General features: G+C 38.2%; 17 protein-coding genes and 1 pseudogene. 15 read left to right on the top strand and 3 right to left on the bottom strand.

Going from position 1 to position 18,885, the window contains the following annotated elements:
* The gene (locus NRE15_RS03360; protein WP_313794206.1) at window positions 1-1,260 is read left to right on the top strand and encodes an FAD-dependent oxidoreductase; all 1,260 of its coding nucleotides are present in this window, start codon (window positions 1-3) and stop codon (window positions 1,258-1,260) included.
* A gap of 116 nt (window positions 1,261-1,376) precedes the next feature.
* A complete protein-coding gene (locus NRE15_RS03355) occupies window positions 1,377-2,660 on the top strand; it encodes an SLC13 family permease (RefSeq protein WP_313794205.1) in 1,284 nt (427 codons plus the stop codon).
* Between the two features lie 48 nt (window positions 2,661-2,708).
* Here the strand turns inward: NRE15_RS03355 and NRE15_RS03350 are convergent, their stop codons facing one another.
* Window positions 2,709-3,338: an NAD(P)-dependent oxidoreductase gene (locus NRE15_RS03350; RefSeq protein ID WP_313794204.1), complete on the bottom strand. Its 630-nt coding sequence runs from the start codon at window positions 3,336-3,338 to the stop codon at window positions 2,709-2,711.
* A 121-nt stretch (window positions 3,339-3,459) separates the two neighbouring features.
* Between NRE15_RS03350 and NRE15_RS03345 the strand changes: the two genes are divergently transcribed.
* Genes NRE15_RS03345 through NRE15_RS03330 form a run of 4 tightly spaced genes read left to right on the top strand, consistent with a single transcriptional unit; the run spans window position 3,460 to window position 6,343 of the window.
* Entirely contained in the window at window positions 3,460-3,789 is a 330-nt protein-coding gene (locus tag NRE15_RS03345; protein WP_313794203.1) for a winged helix-turn-helix transcriptional regulator, read from the top strand.
* 34 nt (window positions 3,790-3,823) lie between these two features.
* Window positions 3,824-5,332, top strand: coding sequence for a DUF1538 domain-containing protein (locus tag NRE15_RS03340; protein WP_313794202.1), 1,509 nt, complete (start codon window positions 3,824-3,826; stop codon window positions 5,330-5,332).
* An 11-nt stretch (window positions 5,333-5,343) separates the two neighbouring features.
* Window positions 5,344-6,021, top strand: a complete 678-nt coding sequence (locus tag NRE15_RS03335; protein ID WP_313794201.1) for a polysaccharide deacetylase family protein — start codon at window positions 5,344-5,346, stop codon at window positions 6,019-6,021.
* A gap of 10 nt (window positions 6,022-6,031) precedes the next feature.
* Complete coding sequence (locus NRE15_RS03330) at window positions 6,032-6,343, top strand: P-II family nitrogen regulator (protein ID WP_313794200.1); 312 nt, start codon at window positions 6,032-6,034, stop codon at window positions 6,341-6,343.
* A gap of 213 nt (window positions 6,344-6,556) precedes the next feature.
* Here NRE15_RS03330 and NRE15_RS03325 read toward each other — a convergent pair.
* Window positions 6,557-7,570 (bottom strand): annotated as a pseudogene (locus NRE15_RS03325) (Gfo/Idh/MocA family oxidoreductase).
* A 192-nt stretch (window positions 7,571-7,762) separates the two neighbouring features.
* Here NRE15_RS03325 and NRE15_RS03320 point away from each other — a divergent pair.
* A complete protein-coding gene (locus tag NRE15_RS03320) occupies window positions 7,763-8,737 on the top strand; it encodes a patatin-like phospholipase family protein (RefSeq protein WP_313794199.1) in 975 nt (324 codons plus the stop codon).
* 109 nt (window positions 8,738-8,846) lie between these two features.
* Window positions 8,847-9,374: a cyclase family protein gene (locus tag NRE15_RS03315; protein ID WP_313794198.1), complete on the top strand. Its 528-nt coding sequence runs from the start codon at window positions 8,847-8,849 to the stop codon at window positions 9,372-9,374.
* 117 nt (window positions 9,375-9,491) lie between these two features.
* Here the strand turns inward: NRE15_RS03315 and NRE15_RS03310 are convergent, their stop codons facing one another.
* A complete protein-coding gene (locus NRE15_RS03310) occupies window positions 9,492-9,920 on the bottom strand; it encodes a DUF2188 domain-containing protein (RefSeq protein ID WP_313794197.1) in 429 nt (142 codons plus the stop codon).
* Window positions 9,921-10,113: 193 nt separating this feature from the next.
* Between NRE15_RS03310 and NRE15_RS03305 the strand changes: the two genes are divergently transcribed.
* The 7 genes from NRE15_RS03305 to NRE15_RS03275 all read left to right on the top strand — a co-directional run bounded on the left by NRE15_RS03305 (window position 10,114) and on the right by NRE15_RS03275 (window position 18,824).
* Window positions 10,114-10,494 carry a GntR family transcriptional regulator gene (locus tag NRE15_RS03305; protein WP_313794196.1) on the top strand — a complete coding sequence of 127 codons (381 nt, stop codon included), beginning with the start codon at window positions 10,114-10,116 and terminating at the stop codon, window positions 10,492-10,494.
* Window positions 10,494-11,381, top strand: a complete 888-nt coding sequence (locus NRE15_RS03300) for an ATP-binding cassette domain-containing protein (protein WP_313794195.1) — start codon at window positions 10,494-10,496, stop codon at window positions 11,379-11,381. Before NRE15_RS03305 ends, NRE15_RS03300 begins: the two co-directional genes overlap by 1 nt.
* Window positions 11,368-12,138: a hypothetical protein gene (locus NRE15_RS03295; protein ID WP_313794194.1), complete on the top strand. Its 771-nt coding sequence runs from the start codon at window positions 11,368-11,370 to the stop codon at window positions 12,136-12,138. Before NRE15_RS03300 ends, NRE15_RS03295 begins: the two co-directional genes overlap by 14 nt.
* A 181-nt stretch (window positions 12,139-12,319) precedes the next feature.
* Window positions 12,320-13,498 carry an MFS transporter gene (locus NRE15_RS03290; protein WP_313794193.1) on the top strand — a complete coding sequence of 393 codons (1,179 nt, stop codon included), beginning with the start codon at window positions 12,320-12,322 and terminating at the stop codon, window positions 13,496-13,498.
* A gap of 143 nt (window positions 13,499-13,641) precedes the next feature.
* Window positions 13,642-14,622: a nuclease-related domain-containing protein gene (locus NRE15_RS03285; RefSeq protein ID WP_313794192.1), complete on the top strand. Its 981-nt coding sequence runs from the start codon at window positions 13,642-13,644 to the stop codon at window positions 14,620-14,622.
* Window positions 14,623-15,410: 788 nt separating this feature from the next.
* Window positions 15,411-17,510, top strand: coding sequence for a heavy metal translocating P-type ATPase (locus NRE15_RS03280; protein ID WP_313794935.1), 2,100 nt, complete (start codon window positions 15,411-15,413; stop codon window positions 17,508-17,510).
* 123 nt (window positions 17,511-17,633) lie between these two features.
* Entirely contained in the window at window positions 17,634-18,824 is a 1,191-nt protein-coding gene (locus tag NRE15_RS03275; RefSeq protein ID WP_313794191.1) for an MFS transporter, read from the top strand.
* Window positions 18,825-18,885: the final 61 nt, after the last annotated feature.

The following is an 18,885-nucleotide window of genomic DNA, read 5'->3' as shown; positions in this document are numbered from 1 at the left end:
ATGCGGAAACAAGATAAGAAAATTGCGATTATTGGTGGAGGCATTTCTGGTTTATCTGCATCTTGGTTCTTGAAGAAAAAAGGTTATACGAATGTTACGTTATTTGAGAAAAATAATCGTGTTGGAGGTCAAGCAGAAACCTTTTACTATGATGAATCTAGTTATGAACTCGGAGCATTTTTAGGATTATCAACACAAAGAGAAACATTAAGTATCATGAACGAACTAGGGATTGACGATAATAAGACAATGATCGAATGGCTTTTTTATGATACTAAAGGGAATCAAATTTTCCAATTATTTGATGGTCAAACTCAAGCTTTCCTTAATGAGTATCAACACTATAAAAAAATTTACATAGACTACCCAGAAATAGAGGAATTCGGTTTTTTTAATATTCCACTAACTTTCGAAAAGCCATTTTATCAGTGGTTTGGGTTAAATAATTATGATAATATGGGTAAAGTTTTGAGTCAATATATGGCACTATTTGGTGTTTCAAACTTACAAAAAATTCCAGTGTTTTACATTTTGCAAGTCCTGAATTATAAAACACTAAGGGATTTATTAAAAATAGAAATAACTCCAGTATTAACATGGGGCGGTGGTCTTAATGTATTTACATCAAAATTATCTTTCCAAGTACCTCACTTGAAGTTATCATCACCAGTTACTGAAGTTAAAAGAAATTTTGATGGTATTTATATAAAAACTCCATATGAAACTGATCGATTTGATGAAGTAATTATTACAACAAACCTAAAAGATTCACTTGAGTTTTTAGATGCTGATGATGAAGAATTTAATCTATTTAATTTAATACAAACTAAATCAATGGCAAGTTATTTATTTAGGGTCAAAGCAACTACAATAAAATCAGGTATCATACGAGAAAATCTTTTTCCAAACCGAAATGGACATGTGTTTGCTTGGTGGAAACAAAATCCAAAAACAACAAATAGCTTTCAAATAATTTGTGTCTATGCCATGGACATATCATCTATGTCTCAAAAAGAGAAAGTAGACATCGTCATCAGTGATCTAGCAATGATAGGTTTTACAGAAATTGATTTTTTTACCTATAGACATTGGGATGTTCTACCGCATGTAGTAACAGAAGACATACTTGATAATTTTTATAATCGTCTATATAGTTTGCAAGGTAATCATGGAACATATTATTCAGGTGAAATTCTTAGTGGTATTACAATTGAAAAAGGTATTCAATTCTCTAAGTGGTTAATTGAAAAATATTTCTGAAAATATTTAATGGCAAACTCACAATTATTTTCATATTGTGAGTGCAAGTCAATGGAAGCGATTACATAAAATGTGTTGTTTTACTGTAATGTATTAAAGAAAGAAGGTGTAAAATATTGGATGATAGTATTCTAGCTCTACTTATTTTATTAGTTATTATTATTTCATTCTCTTTTCAAAAAATTCCTATGGGTATTACAGCCGTTTTAGGCTCTATTGCAATGGCGTTATTTGGTTTAATGGATTATGAAGATGTTTTTTCTGGTTTTTCCAATGATACGGTATTAATGGTAATCGGAATGTTAATTTTAGGTAATGCCTTTACAGAAACTGGCTTATCTCAAGTATTAGGAAAAACGATCCTTAAAATAAAATTTGTACAAAATAATGAACGGCTTTTTTTAGCGGTTGTACTTATTTTTGTATCTATCTTTGGGTTTTTTCTACCTAATACAGCCGTTGTTGCAATATTTCTTCCTTTAGTCGCGTCAGTGGCGCAAGCTTCAGGTGGTGTCATAACAAAAAAGAATACTTATATGGCTATCGGTATTACGGCGGTTGTATCTGGTAATTTGACTTTGATCTCATCAACACCACAAATGGCTGCTCAAGCTATTTTAACTCAAACTGAAGGTGTACGTCCTTTAGAATTTTTTGACTTGACAAAAGCTGCAGTACCCATGGTAATCCTAACCATTATCTATTTTTGCACTATTGGTTATGATTTGTCCTTGAAAGTATTTGATTTTGAAGAAGTTGATGGGGCAGTATATAAAAGCAAAGAAGTCACGATAGATAGAGAACAAATAATAAAAATGGTCATTTGTGGCGTAGTGTTTATAGTAACTTTAGTTTCGTTTATTTTAAATAAACTTCCTTTAGGAATTATATCCATTTTAGCTGCTTCTATATTAATTTCTACCAAATGTATTAGTTTTAATCGTGCAATGGAAACATTAGATTGGAATACAGTTTTAGTTATTGCTGGTGCATTAGGTTTTAGTACCGGCATTGAAAAAAGTGGTGCAATTGATTTGTTAGCTTCGGGCATTATGTACCTAGCAGGTGGTGATTCTGCGAGTCCTTATTTAATCTTTGCCGTCCTGGTTATTGCTTCATCCTTATTGAGTACCACAATGTCAAATACAGCAACAGCTTTAATTATGACACCAATGGCTATAACTATCGCATCAACTCTAGGATTAAACCCAACGACCTTAGTTATCGGTGTTATCTTTGGATGTAATTATGATTTTGCTACACCGATTGGAACTCCACCTATGACCATGACCTTAACTGGGGGCTACCGATTTAATGATTATGTCAAAGTCGGCGGAACTTTTAACATATTAGTGTTAATAGTTACCATCATTTTATTACCACTTATTTATGGCTTCTAACGAAAAACTCCTCAGTAGCACAAGCAACGGAGGAGTAGAAATATTATATTATTTGGCAATCACTGAGATACGTTCTTGAATGTGGTTGCCTTTTTCAATTTCATCAACAAAGGCAATGGCGTAGTCTGCATAAGAGATTGTGCTTTCGCCTTTGTCGTTTACGAAGAATTCTTCGCCGCCCAATAGGTATTCGCCTGTTCTTTCGCCGTCTGCTTGGAAGTCAGCAGCTGGGCTGATGTAAGTCCATTTAACGTCAGTCGCTTGGCGTAAGGCATCTAAGCCTTTCCCCATGTTAATGGCTGTTGGCATAAATGCGTCAGGAAAGTCGGGTGTGTCCTTTAATTCTACGGTATGTGTTTCGTCCATATATAAACTTCCAGCACCACCAACTACTATGAAACGTGTGTCGCTTCCAGCTAACAATTGGGTTAAATGTTCAATTGACGTTAAGTGACCTGGCAAGGTTTCCGGTGTAAAGGCACCAAATGCTGTCGCAACAACATCAAAACCTTCTAAATCTTCTTTCGTTAAGTCAAATAGATCTTTTTGTAAGTATTCTGTCGCCTCCGTTTCGTTTTCTCCACGTGCAATGGCGGTTACTTCCATTCCTCGGCTGAGGGCTTCACTCACGATTAATTTTCCAGCTTTCCCGTTGGCAGCAATAACAGCTAATTTCATCTTGCATGTCCTCCTTGATATTTTGATTAACTATTATTATAATAAACATCACAGTATTAAATGTAAAGTAGGCACAATAAAGTGCGCTAGGAACCAAAAAGATACTATTGGAGGAAAGACGATGATGATAGAGACTGTTGCTTGTCCGGTTGAGACGACTTTATTACTTATCAGTAACAAGTGGAAGATTCTTATTTTACGCGATTTAATGGATGGCACTAAACGATTTGGTGAGTTGAAAAAATCGATTGGACATATTTCACAGAAAGTTTTAACGTCTAATTTACGTGATATGGAAGAACATGGTTTACTTACACGTGAAGTTTTTGCTGAAGTCCCACCACGTGTAGAGTACACTTTGACGGATTTAGGGTATAGTTTAAAAACTGTCATTGATGCCATGGGTGAATGGGGTCAAACTTACAAAGAACAGATGGCTTTTGATGCATGATGGAGGCAATCATGTTAAACTAAAATAAAAATAAATGTTTTTTTGGAGAGGAGTGTTTTATCTGAATCGATTAGTTGAAAATTTTAAAGAAACATCTACCTCTGTGTTACCGATGGTTGGAGTGATATTATTAGTTCAAATTTCTCTTCAACCCGTATCTTGGTTGTCAATTTTGCGGTTCGTTATCGGGGTTATTTTTCTTTTAATTGGGATGCCGTTATTTCTTGTCGGCGTTGATATGAGTGTTGAAAAAATGGGGGATATGTTTAGCCATTATTTCATTTCTCATGATAGTAAACTAATTGCGGTATTGGGGATATTTGGCTTAGGTTTTATTTCGAGTATTGCTGAACCGGATTTAACGATTCTGGGGACTCAAGTGGATACCATGACCTTAGGTGCAATAACTCAAGAGGTTTTTGTGGTAGCTGTCTCGGCTGGGGTTGGTGGTATGTTGGCTTTTGGCGTGTATCGGATATTGCGTGACTTGAATTTGCGGCATAGCTTTACTATTATATATAGTTTAATTGGCGTTTTATGCTTATTTTCAACTTCTGAATTTATTGCAATAGCTTTTGATGCATCGGGTTCGACAACGGGTTCAATAACAGTACCTTTTATTTTGGCTTTTGGAGCAGGTGCAGCTTCGCAATCGCGGGAGGAAGGTGACACAGGCGCTGATAGTTTTGGTTTACTGGGGATTGTTTCAACCGGGGCTATCTTTGCGGTTATTTTATATGGTGTCTTAGCTGGTGTGGATAGTTTAGCGACTGATGTAGAAACTGTTCGTGTGGTGGTCGATCATTCATCAATTTTGATGGATTTTATCACTGGTATTGGCTCGTCATTTTTTGATTCGTTAATTGCTATTTCTCCCTTAGTTATTATTTTCTTGGTATTAGTTTTTACGAAACAAATTAAAGTACAAAAACGGCGTCTACAAAATATGATGCTAGGTGTTGGTTTAATTATTGTCGGTTTAAGTTTATTCTTAACGGGTGTTAACCAAGGCTTTCTGGATGTTGCTAATGAAATTGGCTACAATTTAGCCGAACAGTACAGTTCGTGGGTTATTTATTTAATTGGCGGTATTATTGGGATGGTCAGTATTTTAGCGGAGCCATCCGTGCATGTGTTAAATGATCAGATTTTAGATGAAACGGCTGGGATGATTCCAAAGGGCTTAATTACGATTAGTTTATCCCTAGGGGTAGGTTTGTCTGTAGTACTCTCATTATTACGTGTCATGATTCCAGCATTAGAAATATGGCATATCTTATTGCCTTTAGTTGTGGTTGCTATTGTTTTACAATATTTTTCATCGGATTTATTTGTTGGAATTGCGTTTGATTCGGGTGGCGTTGCAGCTGGGACAATGACAGCGACATTTATTTTACCCTTCACTCAAGGGGTGGCTACTTATGTGCCAACAGCGAACGTGATTACTGATGGATTTGGCGTCATTGCGATTGTTTCATTAACGCCGATTGTTGTTTTACAATGTGTGGGTATTTTTTATGATTATCAAGTTCGAAATAATTAGGAGGTTTAGAATTGATTAATACGGAGCAATTGCATAGTGATATTTATTTAGTGACTATCATTGCGCGAGTAAAAGTGGCGGATAAAATCGATGATTTGTTCCATAAGGCTGGGACGAGTGGTGCAACGACTTTTTTGGCGGCATGTTATGATGAGGATGACCGTCGTTCTTTGATGGCTATGGACGGTCAACGTAAGGAAATTATTATGAAGGTAACTAAACGTGAGCGTTTAGATATGATTATTAATTATGTTCAAGAACGTTATCCTGAAAATAAGGAGGGTGAAGGTTTCTTGTTAGTCACGCCTTTGGCGGGATTGGCTGGTTTGGATGGCTATGGGGATGTGAAGGACAATCCTTCCTTTATTAACCCGCCTAAAGAGATTGAAACGCCCTATAAGATGGTAACGGTAATTTGTAATCATGGTGAAGGTGAAGATTATATTGATGCCACTCAAAGAGAAGATATTTTACAACATATTTTAGTTAGAGGTCATGGCTCAGCTAATTTTTCGAATAAGGTAACGGGTCGCTCGGTTCAACCGGAAAAAGATATTGTCATGCAAATCGTTAAAAGTGAAAATGTTGATGAAATAAAAGAGTTTAACCGCGTTTATAAAGCCATTCAGTTTAATGAAGCAGGGGCTATCTGTTTTACGCGTAATATAGCTTACTTATATCGCTTTTAGGAGGGCAATGATGTTCTATTTAATTTATGCAATCGTACCTAGTGGTCGTGCGGGCAAAGTTATTCATGCTGCTGAAGCTGCTGGTTCGCTAGGTGGAACAATTATTCACGGAAAAGGGATTGGGCGCAAGCCGAAACGTTTTCTATATTTTGAAGTTGAACCGATGCGGGATGTGATTTGGATTATTGTTGAAGAATCGCGTTATCGGGAAGTCAGTCAATCTATTTATGATGAACTTGAACTGGAAGGTGAAGGGCAAGGGATCTTGTTTGTTGAACCTTTGGATGAAGTCCATGGTTTGGTTGATCAGTTGAGTGAATGAAGATGAAAAAACGAGCTACTAAGCAAAGGTAGGGGTGCTTAGTGACTCGTTTTTTGAGTGTTGGAAGTGGCGTGGTCTTTAGAGTCGGGTAAATGGGAAGTTTATCACCAAATGTTATTTGATTTAGCATAATCGTATTGAGGAAAAAAGCAAACGCATTATAGTAAAACGAAATTACTATAACGCGGTCGAAAAAGCTAATCCGCTAAACGCCTACACTAACCCCTTAATTGCTTCTTCCAAAATTTCCAACTGTAAAATGGTCTCTTCGTCTTTAACAACTTTTTCCTTGCCATTCACCATCGATTGGTAGACTCCTTCGTAAATACGGCTGTAATCCCCAACTTCAGAAACAACTTTTTCTTCATGATAACCGCTAGCTTGATCCATATAAGTTAAAGTTCCGTAATGTTCTGGGGCATCGACGCCAAAGTCAGCTTGATCAGGCATATAAAACATTTTTAAGTGTTCTTCTTGGCGGTCTTTCGTTTCCTTGACGAACACGCCACGTTTACCATAAACAATAAAACTAGGTCGAGGTTTGAGTCGGAAAAAGCTTGATTTGATAGAAACTTTCAACGCACCGTAGTATAAATCCAAATCAAAATAATCATTCATCTTCCCCGCACCCAGCAATTGGCGTACATCCGTATGAACGCCATCAGGTTGACCAAAATAGGCAATCGCTTGGTCTAACGTATGGCAGGCATGACCATATAAGAAACTATCACTGATCGAGAAATGACTATTAGTCGGGGTTTCAGGTCTAAAATAATCAAAGTGCATTTCAACTTCTAACAAATCACCTAATTTCCCTGATTCAATCACTTTTAGCACCGTTAAATAATCGGAATCAAAGCGGCGATTTTGGTAGCACTGGATAAATAAATGATTGCGATTAGCCAGTTCAAACAATTCTTTCGCTTCTTCACTCGTCTGCGTGAAAGGTTTTTCCAGTAAAACATGCTTGCCATTTTGTAAGGCTTCTTTTGCCAAGGCATAATGCGAGGCACTTGGTGTGGTAATCACCACCAAATCAACTTAATTATCCAAATAAATATCGTTGATGTTCGTCGTATACTGTATCCCTTCGATGGCTGGCCAAGGACTTTGACCACTTCGAGAATAGATGGTTTTAATTTTAATGGTGTCATTCAGTTGACGTGAAAAAGGTAAGTGATAACGGTTGGTACTTTTCCCATTACCGATATAAGCAATTGTTAACATGGACATCCTCCTTTGCATCTACGTATACTATAGATGAAAAACGGACAGAATCCTAGACTTAAGATTAATTTATGCCATCAATTTAATACAGTGATATTTATTAAAAAACGCTAAAAATTAGTTTTTTCCTACCATAGGAGGAGAAAGAAAGTACAGGAATATGATAGAATAGATATGATGAGGTGATTATAATTGAACGAACAAGAAAGGTTAAAACAGAAAACAATTGGATTGAGTTTCTCGGGCGGCGGAGCAAAAAGCTTTGCTGAAGTTGCCATTTTAGAAGAATTAGAGCGGAAAAATTTAAACATTTCGTCGGTAACGGGAACTTCGATGGGGGCTTTTATTGCGGCAGGTGTTGCTTACGGTCTGTCGATTGAAGAAATAAAAGATTTAATCATCGCAACGGATAGCGCGTTAGCTGAAAGTGAAATATTTAAGAAGAGACAAATGGTGACCAACTTCTTGGTATTAAATTATTCCAACGGATTTGTTCCGGTCGATAAAATTAAAGAAGTAGTTGTGGATATCCATCCTTTGTTTCGTGATGTCATGCTATCGGAATTAGAGATGCCAATTGCGATTCCAGCCGCTGACTTAATCAGTGGCAAATTAGTGGTCTTTTCAAATCAACCGAACCAATTCATTGATGATGATGATAAAATTGTTTATTTTCATAAAGATATTTCAGTGATTGATGCATGTTTAGCTTCCTCTTCTTATCCGTTTGTGATTCAACCCATGATGGTCGAACAGTATCAATTGGTTGACGGGGGCTTATTGTTAAATTCCCCAGCTAATTTGTTTAAACGTGCGCCTGAAGGTCAGATTGAGTATGTGATTTCAGTCGGCTTAGAAGCCAAAAAATATATCCAACCGGCTATGCGAACCAACGATGTCATCAACCGTTCCTTGAGCTTGATGCGGAGTCAACAGGTCGATTTGTCCATTGCTTTGGCAGACATCCATTACGGATTTCCCGTTGGTTCAGCCTCGACCTTTGTTTTTGGTCATGCCGAAAGAACCATTGAATCAGCCAGTGAACATCTGAAAGACAATCCTTTGACTCTCGTCAATGTTTACCATCGTGAAACCCGCCAATCAAGAGCCATTGATCGCTTAAATGAAAACAAAACCTTCCAAAAAGTCAAAAACTTTTTTAAATAAATATCACTGCTTGTAATGAGTAGATGAAGTTAGGAGTTTTTTCCCGTGTTGGATCAAACCATTGAAATTACTGCTTCAGATTCTGCTGCTTATAGAACGGAGCAAACTGATGAGAATCATTGATTTATCCAAGGATATTTATTCGGGGATGCCAGTGTATCCAGGAGATCCAGAGGTTTCGATTGAACAAGTGAGTACGGTTGGGGCTGACGGCTGGCAAGTGAGTCAGTTGAAGTTAGGGACACATACGGGCACGCATGTGGATGCTTTTTCGCATATGCATCCAGAGCTGGCGAGTATTGATGCGATAGCCTTAGAGCAGTTTATAGGGCCAGCACAGTTGGTGCGTGTCCATGATGGTGCTTTTCCCAAGGGTCTTGGATTGGTCTTTGATGAAACGGTGGATGAATCGGTTTTAGAAAGCGTCATTGTTGCCAATCCTCCTTTTGTAGCTGGCGATGTGAGTGAAGACTTGGAGCGGGCTTTATTAGGACGTGGCATTGTGACGTTTACTGATTTGATAAACTTAGATCAATTGCCTAGGGGAGAGACGTTTTTATTTATTGGACTGCCATTGAAAATTAGGCAGGCGGATGGATCGCCAGTGCGAGCGGTAGCTGTGTTAGATTATTCATAGAAAGAGCCTAAAAGCATTCAAAAACTGAATGCTTTTAGGCTCTTTTTTCGTGCATATTTTATCTCAAATATAATTCGTAAGCATACCTTATTGGTAATACGAAAAGAAGGTCATATTTTACTGCTTATTCCCGTCTTTGGTATACTGCACAACTTGTGTTCCCTTATTCGCGGCAATTTCTTTGGCACGCTTAACCGCTTCGGCTTTGGTATCAAATAATTGATCGGCTCGCTCAGCTTTCACGGTTTTCACCGCCCATTTTTCATCATTAAAAAACACTTCAACATCTTCATCTAATAAATCAGGATTCCCACTTATTTCGTGAGTATCATCTTTTTGTGGATTGGCTTCCTTTTCTAAGGCACGTTTTTCCTCTGCGTCCGCGTTTTCAAACCATTCCTTGGCCTGCGAAATAGCTATGGGAATCGCTTGGTCTTCCTCGTAGCCATTCGCCACCATCGCATTGGCCATATCAATCATTTTCTTTCGCAACAAGGGTTCAAAATTCTTCATTGAAGCTGGATAATCCGAAATATTCCAAGGCATTTCTAAAACCTCCTAATAAATATCACTGTATTTACCCAATATTATGACAGTTTTTTAAGTATTTTTCAAAGTTCACGCTTGGGAGAGAATCAGGGATATTTAGTTAAAAAGGTTGCATTTTTCATTCGTATGGTATATACTCATATATATAAGTATAGGACTATATGACCGACAGAAGAAAGAGGTGGATTATGTGGCCAATCAATTAAATGACAAACAGCCCATCTATGTTCAGATAAGAAATTTGTTAGAGGATATGATTGTCAAAGGGCAGTTGAAGGAAGGGGAGCAAACACCGTCGACGGCTCAATTGTCGGAATTTTACAAAATCAATCATATTACTGTCAGTAAAGGGGTTAATCAGCTGGTGGACGAGGGGATTTTAATGAAAAAGCGAGGTCTTGGTGTGTTTGTAGCCGAAGGTGCTAGAGAAAAATTATTGGAAAAGAGACGACAGGCTTTTGTTGCGGATTTTATTCGACCTCTAATTACCGAGGCTAACAGTTTAAATTTAAACGAAGATGAAGTTTTTCAATGGATCAAACAAGAAATGGAACAAGGGGAGGATGCATAATGGAAACTAAAGTAGCATTTAAGCAAGTGAATTTAACGATTAAACGCCATCAAATACTTGAGAATATTAATTTCACCTTACCTCAAGTAGGTATCGTAGGTTTGTTAGGTAGAAATGGTGCCGGCAAATCAACTTTAATGGCGCTATTAGCTGGCTATCGACTTCAAACCAGTGGGGAAGTTTTAATCGATAAGCAAGTGGTTTATGAAAACCCAGCGAGTATGCAACAAGTTTCATTTTCTTATCCAAGGGATTGTAGCGGTGAATCGGAGAAAGTGATGGATTATGTCGAATGGAATGCCCAATATCGCGCGTTTTTTGATATGGAATATGCCATCGAGTTATTGGAAAAGTTCGAACTTCCAGACAATGAAGTGATTTATAATTTGTCTAAAGGGATGCAAGCGGCATTAAATGCTTCGATTGGTTTAGCATCGAACGCACCCATTACGGTTTTTGATGAAGTTTATTTAAGTATGGATGCACCTTCCCGTGACTTATTTTATAGCGAAGTTTTGCGTTCGCAAGCAAAGCATCCTCGTTTAATAATTATGTCGACTCATTTAATTTCTGAAGCAGAATACCTGTTTGATCATATTCTTATTTTGGATAAGGGACGATTATTGTTTGATGAAAGTTATGGTGATTTAATTGAACGTGGTTGCCAAGTATCCGGTTTTACGGAAGAAGTGGTTGAATTCTTAAAAGATTATCCTATTTTAAATCAAAAAGAGATGGGGAATCTCACCACGGCGACTGTTTTTGGTGTGAGTGTTGAAGACTTGCGGGCTAAAAATACCCATAGCCATCTTGATATTCAACCAGTTGCTTTGCAGGATTTATTTAATTATTTGACGAAGAAAGGAGCCCACCATGATAGCAAATAAAAAGATTATCAAAATGCTGACCAAGGATAATGCGCTGACCTATCTAACTTGGAGCTTAGGCACGTTAGGGGTAATGGGCGTTATCTATCTTGCTTATCTTATTTTAATGTCTTTAATCAATATCCCTGTTACTTTGAATTTTGCAAATTTTTCCATCCAAAGTGCTTTATTTGCCTTTGTCATTTTCGGAATTATTAGTGCGATCTATGTGATTCCTGATAATGTTCGATTGGGTTTGACACGCCGGCAATCGGTTATTGGAAATTTGACCGGTGTGATGGTGGCGACCGCTGTAACGATTATAGTGATTTTGCTTATAAACGGTTTGTTTGATGCGGTAGTCAGTCGTGTGTTTGATGACTATGTTTTAGAACAGACTTTGTTTGAAGAGGCACTTATGATAAAAAGCGGAATGGCTTCCCAGTGGTTAGGCGATACCTTTGGTTCTAAGTTACTAGAATACGGTATGGTTGCGATGACGTGGTTTATTAATCTAATGTATGTGTTTTCTGGAGGTTGGCTGGTGTCGGTGGGCTTTCTAAGGTTTGGTTTTTTTAAAGGTTTAGGTGTTTTGTTGATTGGTTTGCTGTTAGCTAGCATAAATCTCTTGGTGCGAATAAATATTTTCGCTATGTTTCCAATGAACCATTTCGTTCTGAATTGGTTGTTAGCCATGTTCGTCAGTAGCCTGTTAATAGGGATTAGTTTGGTTGTTACTTGGCAAATTACCTATAAGATGCCAATTAAATTAGTTTAGCTTTCTTGGACAATCGATCTAGACGGGGTTTTTATTGGGACAGTTTCTTATTACGAGGAGGATGAGGATCATCATGGCAGGTTGAAATTTTTCAACCTGTTTTTGTTATTTACTTAACTTCCTTAATTAAATGAGTTATACTATTAAAGCAAATAAAATTTATTTTTTGAAAGGGTGGCGTATGTTTAATTTATTATTAGCCATTATTTATTTAGCTTTTATTTCATTAGGTTTACCTGATGCTTTATTAGGCGCAGCTTGGCCGACGATGTATTTAGAATTTGGCGTAGCCGTTTCGTATGCCGGAGTCGTTTCCATGATTATTGCATTAGGGACCATTCTTTCAAGTTTACAAAGTGATCGTTTGACTAAGAAATTGGGCACAGGTCGCGTCACCGCCCTGAGCGTCTTGCTAACAGCTATTGCTTTATACGGTTTTTCAATGTCAGACTCATTTTGGATGCTTTGTTTGTGGGCAATTCCTTATGGGTTAGGCGCTGGTAGTGTGGATGCTTCGATTAATAATTTTGTGGCTTTAAACTATGCGAGTAGTCATATGAGCTGGTTGCACTGCTTTTGGGGAGTAGGCGCGTCATTAGGACCTGCCATTCTTGGTTATGTCCTAACCAATGAGGGAACTTGGAACAATGGTTACTTCTATATTGCCGTTTTCCAATTTATTTTAACCGCCATTTTATTTTTGTCGCTACCTTTATGGAAAGATAAAAAAGGGGAAGACGCATCGGATACAGCCCCAACACAAAATCTTAGCCTAAGAGAAATTTTGGCATTACCCGGTGCAAAGGCTTCGATGATTACCTTTTTATGTTATTGTGGGATAGAAGCAACCACCGGTTTATGGGCAAGCTCCTATCTATTTTTATATAAAAATATCCCTGAAGATACCGCCGCAACATACGCCAGCTTGTTTTTCATTGGTATCACGGTCGGCCGCGCTATAGGTGGTTTTGTCACAATGAAATTCACGGATGATCAAATGATTAAATATGGGATTAGCATTATTTTAATCGGGGTGATGGCACTGCTAATTCCTTTGGGAACAACCTTATCCGTCATCGGCTTTGTTCTAATTGGTTTAGGCTGCGCACCGATTTACCCGGCTATTATTCATTCGACCCCGGATTATTTCGGAGCCGATAAATCCCAAGCCGTCATCGGCGTCCAAATGGCCAGCGCCTATGTCGGAACCATGTTGATGCCACCTATTTTTGGACTGATCGCTAATCATATTCATGTAGCCTTATTACCTATCTTTTTAGTTCTTCTTTTGGGCCTAATGTACGTCATGCACAATCAAAAAATGCAATTCAAGGTGAAGAGCTATTCGGAAACAATTTAGACCTTCCAATTAAATAAATATCACTGCGGAACTACTGATTTTTAGTAGTTCTTTTTGTTTACAGGAAATTATTTAATCAAAAATAGTGGAATCGGCGATAAATGGTGTATTTATTAATGACGAACTAAAATAGGAGGCGTGTCATGACGGGTATGATAAAAGCACAAGAATTTCAGTGGCTAGAGGAAATGGAAGTAAGGGGTGTCTTAGACAAGGAGGAAAATACGGAGATATTTATTAAAAGGATGGGGTTTGAAGGGGAAGAGGAAGCGTATGGGTTGCTTTCGTTGTATAAAAATCCCGAATGGCGATTGTTACGGGATTTGCGATATGTACTGCAAGCGGGTGAGATTCAAGTGGATTTGTTATTGATTACGCAGCTGGGCTGGTTGGTGTTTGAGGTCAAGAATTATGACGCAGAGTATCGGTATGTTGATGGGGTGTGGTCGGTAAATGGGACAGTGAAAATGAAAGACGATTTTAAGCAGTTAAAGCGGATGTTGGACATTTTTGCTGGGGTTCATCGAAGTTGTGGCTCAGGCGGGGAGTTGTCAGGGAAGTTATTGTTTATTAATGAGTCGGACAGTGTTGACATAGAAGGGGTGGATGCAAGTTTGTATTTGAAGCGCGCAAAGTTAAAGCGTTTCATACAAGGTTTGTCGAATGAGTGCCAGCATTTGTTTGTGGACGACTCGTCGATGGATTACGACGCCGAGTGGTTGTTAGCACGAAGTGTGGAAGATCCGCGGAGGAAGTCTTTGACGCAAGAACGGTACAGTAAGCTGAAAAAAGGGGTGTATTGTGATAGTTGCAAGAGTTTTAATACGAAATTCCAACGCTATCATCTTAAATGTCATGAGTGTGGTTATAGTGAAAGTTCTGAAAAAGCCATTTTACGCACAATTTGTGCCTACGGGGTGTTATTTCCTTTTAGAGCATTAAAAACAAGTGAAGTATTGACGCTGTTTGGTGGACAGGTGAAGTATGTTAGAGTAAAAACCGTTTTAATGAAATTTTTCGAGTATGATTCAACAACATTATTGTTTAAAAATCCAGTTAATTCGTATGAATATCAGTTTCCGCAATATAAACCCTATTATCGAGATAAAAATGTCATAAAATGATGAACGGCTAGTCGACGAACTATAAAAATGTAGTTCGTTGAACTGACGAACTATAAAAATGTAGTTCGTTTCCTCGACGAACTATAAAAATGTAGTTCGTTTTCCCAACGAACTATAAAAATGTAGTTCGTTTTACCGACGAACTATAAAAATGTAGTTCGTTTTCTCAACGAACTATAAAAATGTAGTTCGTTTTACCGACGAACTATAAAAATGTAGTTCGTTTTACCGACGAACTATAAAAATGTAGTTCGTTTTACCGACGAACTATAAAAATGTAGTTCGTTTCTTCAACGAACTATAAAAATGTAGTTCGTTTCTTCAACGAACTATAAAAATGTAGTTCGTTCACCCGACGAACTATAAAAATGTAGTTCGTTTCTTCAACGAACTATAAAAATGTAGTTCGTCGGGTCAAAGATAGATAAACTTACTTAGAAAATGTAGATATTTTAGTATGTTCATATATTTATTGGATGGGTCAATTGTTTTAAACTTCAAATTTTGTGTGGTTAATAATTTTAATTGGTTTACAAATGTAACCAGAGGTGCTATAATAAATTCGAGTTAAAAAACATCTTATTTTTGGAGGATTTATTATGACAGAGAACAATGATAAAAAAGCAACGCAACATTCGGATGAACATAGTTCACATAATCACTCTGAACATCATGTTCAATCAAGTCATAATCACAGTACCGAACACAACCATAGTGAGCATCAACATAATGTAGAGCATAATCATGATCATTCAAGTCACGACCACAGCGGTCATAGCCATGATCACATGGACCATTCCGGTCATGGCCACCAACACAATCATGATGAGCATAATCACGACCATTCTAACCATGACCATTCTAACCACGATCATAGCCATCACCAACACGACCACTCCGACCATGACCATAGTGGCCATAACCACGACCATATGGATCATTCTGGTCACGCCCATCATCACCACGGGAACTTTAAAGAAATTTTCTTGAAGTCGTTACCGCTGGGGATAATCATTATGATATTATCACCTATGATGGGGATAACCTTGCCGTTTCAGTTTACTTTTCCATATTCAGACATACTCGTAGCCATCTTAGCAACGGTGTTATTTATTTATGGGGGTAAACCTTTCTATCAAGGGGCGATTGATGAGTTCAAACAAAAATCACCAGGAATGATGGCGTTAGTCACTTTAGGGATTAGCGTTTCATACATTTACAGTCTTTATGCGGTTATTGCCAGGTATGTGACGGGTGAGCACGTTATGGACTTCTTCTTTGAATTTGCGTCACTTATTTTAATCATGTTACTTGGACACTGGATTGAGATGAAAGCCGTTGGAGATGCCGGGGATGCACAAGCGTCATTAGCAGCCCTTGTTCCTAAAGAAGCCCATCTTGTATTAGCAGATGGCACGACCGAAACAAGACCCGTTGCCGATTTAAAAGTCGGGGATCACGTTAGAGTACAGGCTGGAGAAAATATCCCAGCCGACGGAAAAATTATTCGAGGCGAATCACGTGTGAACGAGTCACTTTTAACGGGAGAGTCAAAACCTATTTCTAAAAAACCGGACGACACCGTTATTGGAGGGTCAACAAACGGTGATGGGACATTACTGGTAGAAGTTCAAGAAACAGGGGATCAGTCCTTTGTTTCACAAGTACAAAATTTAATTAGTCAGGCACAAAGTCAGCCATCACGTGCAGAAGGTTTGGCACAAAAAGTAGCAGGTTGGTTATTCTACATTGCTGTTGGGGTAGCCGCTATCGCTTTTGTGGTTTGGTGGTTAATTGCTGACTTACAAACAGCGATTAATTATACTGTTACGACCTTAGTTATCGCCTGTCCTCACGCACTTGGTTTAGCTATTCCGTTAGTGGTTGCCCGCTCAACCTCTTTAGGTGCGAGTCGAGGCTTATTAGTTAAAAACCGCGAAGCCTTAGAATTAGCTGACAAAGCCGATGTTATGATTTTAGATAAAACTGGAACACTTACAACAGGTGAATTTAAAGTTTTAGCGCTTGAATCTGTTACCACCAACTACTCAGACGAAGAAGTATTAGCTTTAATGGCTGGTATTGAATCAGGATCAAGTCATCCGATTGCACAATCTATCGTGCAACACGCTAAAGAAAATAATGTTAATCCGACCAACTTTGATTCGATTGAAAATATTTCAGGATCCGGATTAAAAGGGCAAGCAAATGGTAAAGAATACCAATTAATTAGCCAAAAAGCATATAATCAAGAGTTAGACTTTAACCGACCAGCCGGGGCTACCATCAGTGTTTTAACCGAAAACAATCAAGCCATTGGGGTTGTCGCCTTAGGTGATGAGCTAAAAGCAAGTAGTCGCGACCTTATCAAGGAACTAAAAGAACACAATATCCAACCAATTATGGCAACTGGAGACAATGAAGAAGCAGCAAAAGAAGTAGCGGCAGAATTAGGTATTGACTACCTTGCTAACCAATCACCACAAGATAAATACAATCTTGTTGAAAAACTGAAAAATGAAGGCAAAACGGTCATCATGGTTGGTGACGGAGTGAACGATGCCCCATCCCTTGCATTAGCCGATGTTGGGATTGCGATTGGAGCAGGTACACAAGTGGCCATCGATTCAGCGGATGTTATCCTAACCCAATCTGACCCTGCCGATATTGCCTCTTTCTTGGAATTAGCCTCTAAAACGACGCGTAAAATGAAAGAAAACCTCGTTTGGGGTGCGGGTTACAACTTTATTGCCATTCCTTTGGCGGCCGGTCTGCTTGCACCAATCGGTATCACTATTACACCAGCCGTCGGCGCCATTTTAATGTCACTTTCAACGATTATTGTTGCGATTAATGCTATGACATTACGTCTTGACGATCGTAAATAACCCAATAAATATCACTGCCTTGTTCATGAACATTGAGCAAGGCATATTTATTTTCAAAAACGGTAGTTGTCATTTTGACTTTAAATCAGTATGATTAGCAGTATAAAACGTTGGAGGTCATGAATGAACAAAGAAAATATCAACTATGCTGGACTTACCGGTAGTTTTGACATTGTTGTGGGGTCGGTTTCAGCCTATAGCTCGGTCTTTCTGATGGCACAAGGCCTTGATGAGTTCGCCATTGGTATACTTACATCAACAGCCAATCTGTTGGCCAGCTTTCTTCAACCTTGGCTCGGCGATAAGGTTGATAAAAGTATCAAACTGAATTTATGGCATGTTAATATTTTAATTATTATCCCTAGTCTTTTACTTTTAGTCGGTATCCTATTAGCAAGCCGCTGGGTGGCCCTTGTAGCCTTCTTTTACACTTTAGTCTTAACGCTTCAAGTCACTTTGTCACCCTTTTTAAGTGCTATCGGCGTTTACATAATGAATAATGGGGTTAAAATAAATTATGGCGTCAGCCGTGGTGTTCAGAGTTCGGCTTTTGCTATGACATCAACGACACTGGGAATTCTTGTGAGTCGCATGGGGACGCAAACCATCATTTATTTTGCCATTTTTGGCTACCTACTTTATTTAGTGATGTTATTTATTTTATATCAAAATGTCCTGAAAAGCCTGTTTGCTGACCATTCCCAAGCCGTTAAATTAAACCCCGTCGATGTTGCTCTAAAACCCACTCAAACCCCTTTCTTTAATAAATATCCCCATTTTAAATATATTATTTTTGGATCATTCTGCTTTTTTATTGGACATAATTTTATTAATTTATTTATGATTCAAATCATTGAAAATGTTGGGGGGACTACGGAAAATATGGGAATTGCAGTTGGGTTATCTGCGATAGCTGAAGTTCCCATGATGCTATTATTTACGCGAATTAATCAACGGGTATCCATTAATAAACTTATGATGACCGCAGCGATATTTTTTTCCATCAAAACAATCTTTACCTTATTGGCGAGTTCGGTTGTGGGGATTTATATGGCACAAGTGATGCAGCCATTTGCTTTTGGCATTTATATTGTGGGCTCTGTTTACTATACCAATAGTCAGATGGATGCAACCGACAAGGTAAAAGGGCAATCACTTGTTACAACGGCGCATACACTTGGTGGTGTCGTCGGTAGTTCCGTTGGCGGTTGGCTAATCAACCATTTTTCAGTCGAATATGGCTTGATTTTCTGCATTATTATGAGCTTATTAGGGGTTGCTGCTTATTATATTGGACTGTTCAACCATCGTTAGAACTGCGATATTTATTCAAAGATGGTATAATGCAATTGTTAGAAGTCGCATGGGTTTTTAA

Origin of the sequence: Fundicoccus culcitae (genome assembly GCF_024661895.1) — a bacterium.
Classification (GTDB): Bacteria; Bacillota; Bacilli; order Lactobacillales; family Aerococcaceae; genus Fundicoccus_A; species Fundicoccus_A culcitae.
This window is presented reverse-complemented; position numbering and strand designations above follow the sequence as displayed.

Coding starts and splice junctions, on each gene's coding strand:
- NRE15_RS03360 (WP_313794206.1), top strand. CDS start 1: ATGCGGAAACAAGATAAGAAAATTGCGATTATTGGTGGAGGCATTTCT.
- NRE15_RS03315 (WP_313794198.1), top strand. CDS start 8,847: ATGAGAATCATTGATTTATCCAAGGATATTTATTCGGGGATGCCAGTG.
- NRE15_RS03310 (WP_313794197.1), bottom strand. CDS start 9,920: ATGCCTTGGAATATTTCGGATTATCCAGCTTCAATGAAGAATTTTGAA.
- NRE15_RS03275 (WP_313794191.1), top strand. CDS start 17,634: ATGAACAAAGAAAATATCAACTATGCTGGACTTACCGGTAGTTTTGAC.
- NRE15_RS03350 (WP_313794204.1), bottom strand. CDS start 3,338: ATGAAATTAGCTGTTATTGCTGCCAACGGGAAAGCTGGAAAATTAATC.
- NRE15_RS03300 (WP_313794195.1), top strand. CDS start 10,494: ATGGAAACTAAAGTAGCATTTAAGCAAGTGAATTTAACGATTAAACGC.
- NRE15_RS03290 (WP_313794193.1), top strand. CDS start 12,320: ATGTTTAATTTATTATTAGCCATTATTTATTTAGCTTTTATTTCATTA.
- NRE15_RS03345 (WP_313794203.1), top strand. CDS start 3,460: ATGATGATAGAGACTGTTGCTTGTCCGGTTGAGACGACTTTATTACTT.
- NRE15_RS03295 (WP_313794194.1), top strand. CDS start 11,368: ATGATAGCAAATAAAAAGATTATCAAAATGCTGACCAAGGATAATGCG.
- NRE15_RS03340 (WP_313794202.1), top strand. CDS start 3,824: ATGTTTTTTTGGAGAGGAGTGTTTTATCTGAATCGATTAGTTGAAAAT.
- NRE15_RS03330 (WP_313794200.1), top strand. CDS start 6,032: ATGTTCTATTTAATTTATGCAATCGTACCTAGTGGTCGTGCGGGCAAA.
- NRE15_RS03285 (WP_313794192.1), top strand. CDS start 13,642: ATGACGGGTATGATAAAAGCACAAGAATTTCAGTGGCTAGAGGAAATG.
- NRE15_RS03280 (WP_313794935.1), top strand. CDS start 15,411: ATGGACCATTCCGGTCATGGCCACCAACACAATCATGATGAGCATAAT.